Origin of the sequence: Poriferisphaera corsica (assembly GCF_007747445.1) — a bacterium.
In the GTDB taxonomy this organism is placed as follows: Bacteria; Planctomycetota; Phycisphaerae; order Phycisphaerales; family Phycisphaeraceae; genus Poriferisphaera; species Poriferisphaera corsica.
The window spans coordinates 4029343-4042524 of record NZ_CP036425.1; the positions used below are offsets into that span (position 1 = coordinate 4029343).

Genomic DNA, 13182 nt, shown 5'->3' on the forward strand with positions numbered 1-13182 from the left:
CTTTTTACATGTGCCAAAATTTTATTACGGGCGACAAGATTTAAGCCACCCCATCAACTTGTCTTCGGCAAAACAGTTAACGATGTTTTTAGGTTCAGCCCAGGCGCGACGAGCGGTAAGCAAGCCGTATTGAAGTTCATTGAAATCATTGGGGCGATGCGCATCTGTATTGATAGCAAGCAAACAGCCTGCTTCGATCGCAGCACGAGCATGCGTATCTCGCAAATCGAGTCGATGATGATTCGCGTTTATTTCAAGAGCGATACCACGATCCGCAGCAGCCTTGATAATAGTATTCATATCAGGTGACATGCCTTCACGACGGGCAAGCAAACGGCCGGTGGGATGTCCGATGATATGTACGTATGGATTATTGATTGCTTTGATAAGACGATCGGTTGCTTTTTTACCGGTTTGCGAAAGAGCGGAGTGAGGTGAAGCAACGACGATGTCGAGCTGTTTCAGTAAAGAATTTGGGTAATCAAGTTTGCCGTCAGCAAGGATGTCGACTTCACTACCTGCGAGAACGTGTATCTTTCCTGCCATCTCATCGCGAACAGCATGAATATCTTTGATATGTTGTTCGAGCCGTTTCTCGTCGAGGCCGTGAGCCTGGACTTGCGATTTCGAGTGATCGGTGACCGCAATCGTATGAAAACCACGATCGTAAGCAAGACCAGCTAACTCTCGAATAGAGAGAAGTCCATCGGACGCGTGCGTATGAGCATGTAATTCTGCATGTATATCACGCTGAGTTACTAGCTTAGGAAGTTTATGCTCCTCGGCTGCTATGATTTCACCACGATCCTCACGGAGTTCAGGTGGGATAAAATCGAGACCAAGAGCTTTGTAAATTTCTTCTTCGGTTCTAGCAGCAACCGTCTTCTCTGTTTGTTTATCTGTCAGCGCGTATTCTGACAACGTCATGCCCATTGACTGAGCGCGTTCCCTTAGCACAACGTTATGCTCTTTCGAGCCGGTGAAGTACATAAGCGCAGCCCCATAAGATTCGGGAGCTATGATTCGCAGATCGACTTGAATACCGCCTTTGGTGCGAACTGATGTCTTCGTTTTGCCGGAAAGCATGACATCTTCAACCGGCTCAAGTGCTGTAAATCGCTCGGTCACGATTGATGCATGTTTAGGATCTGCCGCAACGAGAATATCGATATCACCAATGGTTTCCTTACCACGACGGAGCGAACCTGCATAGGCAGCCTGCTTAACCTCTTTTAATTGGCGAAGCTGGGCCACGAAGTAGACGGCTTTGAGATGAGCACGGCCAATGGTGTGTCGTTTGCCAGCTTGCTCAGCAAAAGCAAGATTCTTAGCGATCATATCGATCTTTTTTTGGCCTAATCCTTTGATAGACGTCAGCAACTCGGGCTTCTTTAGTGCTCTTTCAAGTGATTTGATGGAAACGATATCCGCTTCTTTCCAGAGAAGAGCGACAGTTTTTGCGCCTAGGCCGGGGATATTGAGTAGATCGGGAAGCCCCTTGGGGATCTCTTTAAGTAATTCATTGTGCTCGATCATTTGACCGGTTTCACAAAACTCAACAATCTTGTCGGCAGTACCTTTCCCCACCCCATCGAGTGAGAGAAGTTCTGCATGGGTCATACTGGCGGTATCGGTCGTAAGTTCTTTGACAACTCGGGCAGCTTTTTGCATCGCGATAATACGAAAACGGTTAGCGTCGAGAATTTGTAAGACGTCCGCCATTTGGTTGAAAATTGATGCGATTTGTTTGTTTGTGTCTGCCATAATTTCATGTGTGTGGTCAATATGTATCGGCCAATCTGCCTGCCGGGATAACGGAATATTGTAATGAGACAGACAGTTTTATGCTCAATTTTTCTTGTATTAGTTCAACAATGATTACGATTTCCAGGTGGAAAAGTTGATGTATCGGGTTTGATGAGCAAACTAGACACATAAAGGGGTTGTATGAATTGCCAGTCAGGGGCAGTCTGTCTAGACTTGGTATATCGACGAAGCAACCGAAGACGGATTGTTTTCGGGGTTAGGACGCGTGGCCAAATAGAGAGACAATATGAGTTCAAACAAGCAAATTTCGCCTGAGAATATCGTTGCAAGCGAGCATTTGAGACCGAGTGATACGTTCGAGGCTCGACATATTGGGCATACCGAGCAAGACCTCGCAGAGATGCTGAGTGTGGTTGGTTACGATTCGCTTGATGCGCTCATTAAAGCGACGGTTCCAAGTGACATCCGTCTTGAAGGGGATCTTGACCTTACCGATTTGCCCGACACGCTATCTGAGGCAGGGATTCTTGATCATCTCCGTAGTATTTCTCGCAAGAATCGTGTTTTCCGAAACATGATCGGGATGGGCTACCATGACACCAACACCCCAGCGGTGATACTACGAAACGTATTAGAGAACGCACGCTGGTATACACCTTACACACCATATCAAGCTGAGATCTCACAAGGCAGACTCGAAGCATTACTCAACTTCCAAACCATGGTCTCAGACCTTACGGGCATGGAATTAGCCAACGCCTCATTGCTAGATGAAGCCACTGCCGCGTCAGAAGCAATGGCCATGGCAGTGAGTATTGCTCGTGGCAAAAAAAATCGTTTCTTTGTTGCTGACTCTACACATCCCCAAACAATCGCACTCATGAAAACACGTGCGCGTTCCATGGACATTGAGTTAGAAATCGGCAAGATTTGGGATCTCAACCTCAATGACGACGCAGCCAAGCAACTTGCTGGCGTTCTGGTTCAATATCCAACAACCGATGGCAACATCGAAGACTATTCAACGATTAGTGATCAAATCCACAAACATGGCGGCCTCATGGTCGTTGCTGCGGATCTGCTCGCATTAACTTTGCTCCGCGCACCCGGTGAATTCGGTGCTGACATCGTCATCGGCAACACACAACGCTTCGGCGTACCCATGGGCTTCGGCGGGCCACATGCCGCTTATATGGCAACCCATGAAAAATATGTCCGAAAGATGCCGGGCCGCATCGTTGGCGTTTCCGTCGATTCTCAAGGCAACAAAGCCTACCGCCTAACGATTCAAACTCGCGAACAGCACATTAAGCGTGATCGCGCAACCTCAAACATCTGTACCGCACAGGTTCTACTCGCAACCATTGCGGGCTTCTATGCTGTTTTTCATGGGCCAGAAGGCATTAAAAAGATTGCATGGCGAGTTCACTCACTCACCTCAATCCTCTCTAGTGCCCTCAAATCAATGGGCTATGCAATCCCATACGAGAATATCTTTGATAATCTCCGTATCGATCTGCCTGCCGATCAGGTCAACCAGATCCTTTTCGCAGCTCGTGAACATCTCATCAACCTCCGCAAACTCAATAGCACTGCGATCTGCGTCAATCTGGATGAAACCACCACACTCGACGAAGTACAAACGTTGATTGGCATTTTTGCCGAGGCAAAAAACACAACCGCACCTGTGGCAAAATCGATTGCTGACTCACTGGAAATCTCATACAAATCCCCATCCGCACGCACATCGGACTTCCTCTCGCACGAGGTCTTCAATCGCTATCACTCTGAGCATGAGCTGCTGCGTTACATGACCCGTCTGCTCGACAAAGATATTTCGCTCGCAAATAGTATGATTCCTCTCGGTTCTTGCACGATGAAACTCAATGCCGCTGCAGAGCTCATCCCCATCACATGGCCAGAATTCTCCAAACTCCATCCGTACGCGCCATCCGATCAGACCCGAGGCTACCGCGAACTGTTTTCGACACTTCAATCATGGCTCGCTGAAATCACCGGGTTTGAAGCGGTCTCTTTACAGCCTAACTCTGGCGCGAATGGCGAATACGCCGGCCTCATGGCCATCAAACGTTGTCATATTGCCAACAATCATGCTCATCGTGATATCTGCCTTATCCCTCTTTCAGCTCATGGCACCAACCCCGCATCATCCGTCATCGCCGGCCTCAAGGTGATTGGCATCAAGTGCGACAACGATGGCAACATTGATCTGGATGACCTAAAAGCACAAGCCGAAAAGCATAGCAAAAACCTCGCAGCCCTCATGATCACATACCCATCAACACATGGTGTCTATGAGGCACCTATTAAACAGATCTGCCAGATCATCCACGATCATGGCGGACTTGTTTACATGGACGGGGCAAACATGAACGCACAAGTCGGCCTCACAAGTCCCGGCATCATCGGCGCAGATGTGTGCCACCTCAATCTTCACAAAACATTCGCGATCCCACATGGCGGCGGCGGCCCCGGCATGGGCCCCATCTGTTCCACCAAGCAACTCGCCCCCTACTTGCCCGGCAACCCCATCACGGGTGACGCTCAATCCAATTACGCGTCAACCGCCATCTGGGGGCTTGATCCCGATCCGAGCGAAGATTTCAACTACCCCGTCTCAGCCGCACCATACGGGTCTGCCTCAATCCTCCCAATCTCATGGATGTACATCGCCCTACTATCCTCAAAAGGCCTCAAACGAGCCACCAAGATCGCGATCCTCAACGCCAACTACATCACATCACGACTCAAAAATCACTACAACATCCTCTACACCGGCGATAACGGCACCGTCGCACATGAAGGTATTGTCGATTGTCGCGACTTCCAAAAAACAGCCGATATCTCAGTCGAAGATATCGCTAAACGATTAATCGACTTCGGCTTCCACGCCCCGACAATGTCTTGGCCAGTTGCCGGTACACTCATGATCGAACCCACCGAATCCGAGTCTAAGCAAGAATTAGATCGTTTCTGCGACGCGATGATCGCCATTCGAAAAGAAATCTCTGACATCGAAGCCAACATCTCCGATCAAGAAGATAATCCTCTACGCAATGCGCCTCATACCGCAAGCATGATTGCCAATGACGATTGGCCACACAACTACACACGCCAACAAGCCGCTTATCCCGCAGCATGGCAAAACCCACGCAATGTTGGCGCATCCAACGCATGGAAGTACTGGCCGCCCGTTTCGCGTGTCGACAACGCCTACGGCGACCGCAACCTTCAATGCTCCTGCCCAACCATGGAAGCCTACCAAGACGCATAATCATCAAAATGTGACCGCAACATTTTGCCTCATCATGCATGAAAAATCATGGCAACCAACCCACTTCCGGTAAAAGTCTCAACAAAGAAAATGAAAGAGGGATGGGGGGAGATGGGGGGGGGGGGAGGGGCAACGAGTGAATCATTACGGAAGACGCTCTAAGTAACACACGAATCGGAGATCAGGTGATCTCCGATTTTTTCTTTCCCCTTCAGATCCATGTCTATAATCACCCATGGCAGTCCGTTACCAAAACCGAAGTCACGCCGGGCGCATCCTCGCCAATCATATCCGCGACTCTAAATGCCATTGCCAAAGCAACTCCATTGTCCTCGGTATGCCTCGTGGCGGCGTTCCCGTCGCATACGAAGTCGCACTTGAACTCCAGCTCCCCTTCGATGTTATGCTTGTCAAAAAAATCGGCGCACCCGAACAACCCGAACTTGCGATCGGCGCTGTTGCAGGCGACAACCTCACCATTCTCGACAAATCACTCATTAAAAGCGTCGGCTTGTCTAATCATGCCATTGAAATACTCATTGACACCAAACGCCATGAACTCAACCTGCAACGTCTCCGCTATGAACTTGATCGTCCACACCCAGACCTCTACAAGCAAGATGTCATTCTTGTCGATGACGGCCTCGCAACGGGCACGACCATGGTCGCTGCAATCCGCGCCGCCAGATCTTCACGCCCCAATCGCATTATCCTCGCTGTCCCCGTTGCCCCACCTGATACCATCAAGAAAATAAACCCAATGGTAGACTTCATCATCTGCCCCCTTCAACCAGAAAACTTCCACAGCGTTAGCGAATTTTACGACAATTTCCCCCAAACCAGTGACGATGAAGTTAAACAAATCCTATCTCACGCTGGCTAGCACCCGCCACATACCTCTCAATATGAAGACACTTCCGATCCTCGGGTTCAACCGTTATACTGCAAACAACCATCCTCATTATTTGGAGTTGCAGCATGACACGACGATCAAACCTGATCCTGCTATTTCTTTCCCTCATCTGTCTTGTATCAATCACATCTCAGCAGCTACAAGCCGCAGAGAATGCATCCTCCAAATCACAACCCAAAACGATCACCCTCAAAGTTTTCTGGATCGGCAACTCCTACACCGCTTCTGGCAACCTGCCCCAACTCGTCACAAACATGATGGCAGAGGGCCGTACTAAATATCGCATGGACGCCTCCCATCACTGGGTCGGCGGCAAAGGTTGGGATCACCACGTCGAAGAAACGAACGTGCTATCCAAAATCTCCGCAGGTAACTACGACTACGTCGTCCTTCAGGACTACTCATACGCGCCCACGCACCGTAAAGAAAAGATGCGCAAATACGGCAAAATCCTCGCCGACGCCATCAAAGATTCCGGCGCAACCCCCGTCTACTACAACACCTGGGCCAAAGCTCACCTCCCCAACGAAGCCGATGAAATCAACGGCATGTATCACGAGGTCGCACTCGCCAACGACGGCATCCTCGCCCCTGTCGGCGCAGCCTGGCAATACCTCATCGACAACAAAGACAAACACAACCTCACACTTCATCTCGTAGACCGTTCACACCCTTCCGCCCAAGGCACATACCTCAACGCCGCAATCTTCTACAGCGTTTTCACCGGCAAATCCCCCGTCGGCCTCAAATTCCGTAAGTCCAAAGGCTACATCATGGGTAAGGGGCAATATGAAAAGCTCAAAAAGAAACACCCCAACCTCAACAACGACAACGTCGACACCACACACGCCAACACCACCATCAATATCCTCCAAAAAGCCGCATGGTATACTATTCAAAAGTACCAAAAAGAAAACAAAATCCCGGTCACTGCCAAACAAGCTGAACTAATCGTTCAATAGAGACAATGCCCAAGCAATCATCTACAAACGGACAACTCCTTGAGAAGATGGAAACCTTCCTCTTCTCGCTCCCTCACGTGTTCGCAACCATCCAATGGGGCGGTAAAGCCTACAAGCTCCCCGACACCAAAGGCAATAAAAGCAAACCCAAACTCTTCATCTTCTCAACGCTCGGCTCAGACGACGACGGCTCATACCTGCACGCCGAATTCAAACTCCCACTTCAACAAGCCAACGACGCTGTCGAAAAATACGATTGGCTCAACTTTTCTACCTTCGGTAATTGGGCCAAAAACGGCTGGTGCTCCGCCAAAATCCGCAAAACCGCTCACCTCAAGCCGCTCCTCGCACTCTTCAAAATCACCTACGAAAATCTGCCCAAACCAGCCGAAACATCAGAACCTAAAACTGCAAAACGTCCTTCCAACTCAAAGAACAAACAACAACAGACAACCTCGTCTCCAATCGCACGTAAAATTGATCGCGTCATGGATCAGATCACCCTACCGCCTGATGACGAAGCCTTCGATCGGCTGTAAAATACCTCGCTACATACAACCACACCGTGTTGTATGCATGCCCTAACCGCATGCCTTTTTTCGTCATCGACCTTTGCCTGTGAGTCCACGATGCCCGACACCTATATCATTGCCGCTCTCTACCACTTCACCAAGCTCGAAGATTTCAAAGATCTGCGCGTCCCTCTAATGGACCACTGCAAGCAGTACAACATCACCGGCACACTCCTCCTCGCCGCAGAAGGCATCAACGGCACCATCGCAGGCTCACGATCCGACATCGACTCGATCCTCACCTATCTCCGTTCCGATCCACGTCTCGCCAACCTCGATCACAAAGAATCAACCGACACGCAAAACCCATTCCGCCGCATGAAGGTTCGGCTCAAAAAAGAAATCGTCACCATGGGCGTCCCCGACATCGACCCCAATCAAACCGTTGGCACGTACGTCTCACCACAAGACTGGAACAACCTGCTCAACGATCCCGACACCATTCTCGTCGACACCCGCAACGACTACGAGTACGCCATCGGCACCTTCAAAAACGCGATCGACCCACAAACCGAATCCTTCCGTGAGTTCCCTGAATGGATCAAGCAGAACCTCCCCACAGAGCAGTACAAAGACAAAAAAATCGCCATGTTCTGCACCGGCGGCATCCGCTGTGAAAAAGCCACCGCATACATGCGTCAGTTAGGCTTCCCAAACGTCTACCACCTCAAAGGCGGCATCCTCAAATATCTCGAAACCGTCCCCGAAGAACAATCCCTCTGGGAAGGTGATTGCTACGTCTTCGACGGCCGCGTCTCCGTCAAACACAATCTCGTCCCCGGCAACTTCGACATGTGTTACGCCTGCGGCCTCCCCATCACACAATCCGATACCACCCACGCCGACTACGAGCCCGGTGTCTCCTGCCCCACATGCATCAGCCAGACCACCGACAAGCAAAAAGACCGCTTCCGTGACCGCCAAAGACAACTCACCACCACCCAATCATGACTCACACTCCTCCCGCCTTGTAACCGACCCCCAAGACACATTAAAATACAGTCTCAGTGGAACCCCTGTTATCGCCTGCTAATCACGCAAAGGAACCAACCATGCCGCGATTGCGTCCACTATCCATTTGTCTTCTATTTATCCTCTTCGCCACGTCTTCTGTCTTCGCACAAACCGGCAACACCCCTGAAGATAAAGGCCCCATCCAAGTCTTCATCCTTTCCGGGCAATCCAACATGGATGGCCGCGGCGTCCCCGAAAAACTCACGCCCGATCAACTCAAACTCGTCACTCCTTCTCCCGACATCCTCTACTACTTCCACCTCATGCCCGGCCTCGACTACGCCGAAATCGGCAACCACAAATGGGAACAACTCGCCATTTTCACCAATCGCTGGAAAGCAAAACAGTTCGGCCCAGAAATCACTTTCGCCAAATCCATCGCAAAAAACATGCCTAATCAAAAGATAGCCATCCTCAAACTCTCACAAGGCGGCGCAAACCTCTACCGCGATTTCTCTCCCACCATCAACGACGAGGAAATCCACGGCTACCATCTCTACCCATGGCTTACACGCACGGCTCACCGCGCAATCGGCCGCCTCGAGCAAATGGGCTATCAACCCAAGATCAACGCATTCATCTGGGTTCATGGCTGGTCAGATGCTTTCGCCTCCGAAGCCTCTGCCAACAATTATGAAAAAAACCTCACCGAGTTTTTTCAGTATGTTCGTCGTGATTTCGACAACCCCAAACTCCCCATCGTTTTTTCACAGATCAACCCCGACATCAAAGTGAAATGGGCCCCGCCCGTTCTCTCCGCTCAGACCGCAGTCGCCGCCGCTGATCAAAACAGCATCATGATTCCTTCCACCGACCTTACCCTCCTCGAGGACGGCGCTCACTTCACCCCCGACTCCTACATCACCCTCGGCAACAACCTCGCCAACGCTTACATCAAACTCAAATCCCAACTGGATGAAGCCGAGAAGGAAGCGAAGACCACCGAAGCAATCTCCGAATAAACCTCATCCAATTATCAGCTAATAAACCCGCCCACAAATGCGTGCGGGTTTTTCTTTGCCAAACAATCTTATGCCACATTGATCCAACAATTGCCTCTCGAAACCTTACTTAAAGGCCCACCATCTTCAATCAAATCCACCTCAACCATGAAAAAACCCGCTAAAAATAGCGGGTTTTCTTACATCCATATCTTTACCAACTCATCCCACTCTACGCCGCATCAATCCCAACACCCCACCAACACCAAGCAGCATCAACCCACTCGGCTCAGGAATCTGCATCGTAAATACACCACTCGAATGATCCATAAACACTAGCCCGATCGCCAACATGCCATCACTATTCAACCAAAAACTATGCTCATCAATCGTTTTAATCTCACGCATATCCCCACCACCAACATCAAACAAATCCCCTTCCTTCACGAGCAGCGACAATACACCTTCCGTGTCATACAGCAACACGCCATGCCCAACGCCACCATCCGCCTCAACACTTGAATTGAAAACCATATTCCCAACAGCATCCGTAAATAGTTCAATGCCTTCTTCATACTGAGGCATATGATTTTCATACCGAGATCCGTGATAAACAAACTCACGCCCATTCGTCCCCACATACGTCTCATCCGCATCCGCCGCCACAATCAATTCATCCCCTTCCCATACAATTAACTCAAAATCACGAGACGGCCAACTATCGGGCACATATCCAATTAGCCCAACGCGTCCATTCTCAGAAATCACCATCTCATCCTGAAAACGAAATTCCGACAAGCCTTCCTTGTTTGCCCAGCTATCCTTGTAACTTAATAACCGACCAGCATGCACTAACTCACCATCTCGCTTAACTAATAAATCAATACATGCCATATAATCTGTATCAGAAACCGATGACATCGCTATGAACGCCAGATCACCCCGTGAATTGGTCGCCAATGGATATGGCAACGCATACCCATCCATACTCGCAGAAACCGATCCATCCACCGCATTAACCACATCTTCCCCAGTCACCAACGTTTCAAATCCCTCCCCATTAAACTTCACAATCTTGCTCCCCTCATCAGTCCGAAGCCCCATCACCAACCCACCATCAGCACTCGGCTTGTAAATCTCCGTCATCCCCTCCGGGTTAGGCCGCAACATCACCTGCAACCCCAGCCTATCTTCACTTGAAGTCGTGCTCGTCGATGCGATCACCCGATCCTCGCCGGTTTCAGCCGAACGATAAACAAATGCATCATCATATCCCTGATGAGCGCCAACCTGCCTGACCGTCCCCATCCCCATCTGATATATCCCAGTCACCCCCTTATCGACCGCATCTGATGCACCCGGCTCATTACGATATATCTCACTAACCCCGCCATCGTTCCATTCGTAATATAGATTCGCCCTGTCCTCCGCCAGGCTGCCCGACTTACTGCCAAAATAAAGATTCCCATTCATCCACTGCAACTTCGTATGCAGCCATGCCTGCGTCTCTTCATATAAAACCGTCCCACCAATATTTCCATCACTATCAAACCGTTTGACCAACATTCGGCTATCAGAATCTACATCATATAAATCAACCGTATCAACAAACCCAATCTGCCCATCATCACCTATCGCCGCCATCGCGTAATGGTACGCTTCCTGATTCTTCTCAAGCTCCCCATAATCGATCGATGCCTCAAAATGATCAACCGTATTCCAACTCATCACTGCCCCGCTAGATACACTGCACAGCAGCACACCAGCAACTAAGCTACTACTCAACGCGCACAAGTTCATGACTTTCCCTCTCGCTCAACGATCCAAATTAATGCCTATACACCGCCACACACATCCTATCTGCCTCAAAATAATAACACATATTTACCCGGCAACCTATCGGCAGCAAACTTTACTCATCCAAATGCAACATCTTTTCGTTAACAATTAATTTAAAAAAAGGCCGCAATACTTTGCGGCCTTTTACCATTGTTTTCTAGCATGATTTCGCCATCAACTCACCCCACTCTACGACGCACCAATCCTAACACCCCACCAACACCCAGCAGCACCATCCCGCTCGGCTCAGGTATCTGCATTGTAAACACACCCTGCGATCCATCCGTAAAAATCAAACCAACTGCCAATAGTCCCCGATCATTCATCGACAAACTATATTCATTGATGAACGAAATCTCACGCAGATCCTCACCCACTCCCGCATCAACATCAAACAGATCCCCTGCTTTCACAAGTAGCGAAAGCACCCCGTCTGTGTCATACCAAACGATACCACCATACAACTCACCATTCTCCTCAACGACCGTATTGAAAACAATATTGCCCGTCAAGTCATTGAACATGTTTGTATTATCACCTCGATTGCCCTCCACTAGTCCATTCTTCCTACCAGCAAACACAAACGCTCTACCATTCTTCCCGACATAAGTCTCACCAATTTGTCCCGCAATTCTCAGCTCACCATCCTCAACTACGTAAAAGGCCTGCTCATTATCAAAATCACCAATTTGATCACTTGCCACAAAAGCATACCGACTATCCTCAGTCAACACTGCAGCATCAACCGAGTAAATTAACGGACCACCATCGACCTGCCACGGACTACTATTCGCATCAAGACGCCCCAAAGCCACGATATGCTCAAGATCATCCCCTTGCTTAAAAAACAAATCATACCCATACCGCTTACCACTCAATTCACTATAAGTAACGAATGCCATATCTCCGCTCTCATTGAACGCAACCCCTTGCCGGCTCTGCTCATAAGCACCATCAACTTGCGTTCTGATCGCTCCATCTACTTTACCGACCAGATCATCGCCCGTGATGTAATCTTCAATCGTCTGCCCATCAAATCTCATGATCGCACTAGAGCCATCTTTCTTCTGCACACTCAGAAGCCGTGATCCATCTTCCAAACTAAAAACCTGATCCATCCAAGACGAGATTTTATCGCCATAGTACAATGGCGACTTCAAATATTGAACATTCAGTGCATCCCCATAAGCAGCATTCTCATCCCCGGTATAAGCAATGACCTTTGGCGCTGCATCCCAGCCCGAATAATAAGCATAAAAAACTTCTTCATTTTGTAAGAAACTCGCGATGTAACTCCCATCCTCCTGCAACCCACTTACCCCTAAAACTCGCTCAGCTTCAATACCAAAATCCCCAATCCCCTTCACATGCAATGCTTCCCCATTAAAATAAGTAAGCTTCTCCTCCCACTCCCACGTATCATTGTCAATCTCAATCAACTTCGTAAGAATCCTCCCACCCGCTATAACGTCGTGTTGTTGAAACATAAAGGAATGATTCTGATATCGATATATTGGCGTCATCTGTTTATTCGGTGAATACACACGAGATTCAGAATATTTCAGTTCTCCACCTGCAAAAATATTTTCAGCAATATACGTGCGATAAAAAATCTGACCAGCATCGTCAACATTCACATAATGATTCTGCCAATACGCCTCATCCCTTTGTTCATAATACGCATCCTTATAAACATCAACCGTATCCCACACGTATGGCTCAGCCACCACCCTATCGCCCACACTACCCAACAATCCAGCCATACCAATAGCCAACCCGAAACGTCTACTTACACCATAGCCCATATTTATTTCCCTCAGAATATATCACTGTAATCCTAGAATCTAACAATCGTATCTTATCAAAACTCAACCCCATC

At 49.1% G+C, this 13182-nt stretch carries 9 protein-coding genes; 6 read left to right on the forward strand and 3 right to left on the reverse strand.

The features are described 5' to 3' along the window. Positions 1–24 precede the first annotated feature (24 nt). Complete coding sequence (polX, locus tag KS4_RS16390; protein ID WP_145080728.1) at positions 25–1764, reverse strand: DNA polymerase/3'-5' exonuclease PolX; 1740 nt, start codon at positions 1762–1764, stop codon at positions 25–27. A 289-nt stretch (positions 1765–2053) separates the two neighbouring features. Between polX and gcvP the strand changes: the two genes are divergently transcribed. The 6 genes from gcvP (at position 2054) to KS4_RS16420 (ending at position 9485) form a co-directional block, all read left to right on the forward strand. Continuing rightward, positions 2054–5062 (forward strand): aminomethyl-transferring glycine dehydrogenase, encoded by a 3009-nt coding sequence (gene gcvP, locus KS4_RS16395; protein WP_145080731.1) that lies wholly within the window; start codon positions 2054–2056, stop codon positions 5060–5062. A 235-nt stretch (positions 5063–5297) separates the two neighbouring features. Beyond that, complete coding sequence (locus tag KS4_RS16400) at positions 5298–5945, forward strand: phosphoribosyltransferase (RefSeq protein WP_145080734.1); 648 nt, start codon at positions 5298–5300, stop codon at positions 5943–5945. Positions 5946–6040: 95 nt separating this feature from the next. Continuing rightward, entirely contained in the window at positions 6041–6937 is an 897-nt protein-coding gene (locus KS4_RS16405; protein ID WP_145080737.1) for a hypothetical protein, read from the forward strand. Between the two features lie 5 nt (positions 6938–6942). After that, complete coding sequence (locus KS4_RS16410) at positions 6943–7476, forward strand: hypothetical protein (protein WP_145080740.1); 534 nt, start codon at positions 6943–6945, stop codon at positions 7474–7476. Between the two features lie 90 nt (positions 7477–7566). Beyond that, positions 7567–8460, forward strand: a complete 894-nt coding sequence (gene trhO / locus KS4_RS16415) for an oxygen-dependent tRNA uridine(34) hydroxylase TrhO (RefSeq protein ID WP_145080743.1) — start codon at positions 7567–7569, stop codon at positions 8458–8460. A 101-nt stretch (positions 8461–8561) separates the two neighbouring features. Then, the gene (locus KS4_RS16420) at positions 8562–9485 is read left to right on the forward strand and encodes a sialate O-acetylesterase (protein WP_145080746.1); all 924 of its coding nucleotides are present in this window, start codon (positions 8562–8564) and stop codon (positions 9483–9485) included. 201 nt (positions 9486–9686) lie between these two features. Here the strand turns inward: KS4_RS16420 and KS4_RS16425 are convergent, their stop codons facing one another. Beyond that, positions 9687–11264 carry a DUF7453 family protein gene (locus KS4_RS16425; protein WP_145080749.1) on the reverse strand — a complete coding sequence of 526 codons (1578 nt, stop codon included), beginning with the start codon at positions 11262–11264 and terminating at the stop codon, positions 9687–9689. Between the two features lie 218 nt (positions 11265–11482). Then, positions 11483–13108 carry a DUF7453 family protein gene (locus tag KS4_RS16430; protein ID WP_145080752.1) on the reverse strand — a complete coding sequence of 542 codons (1626 nt, stop codon included), beginning with the start codon at positions 13106–13108 and terminating at the stop codon, positions 11483–11485. Positions 13109–13182: the final 74 nt, after the last annotated feature.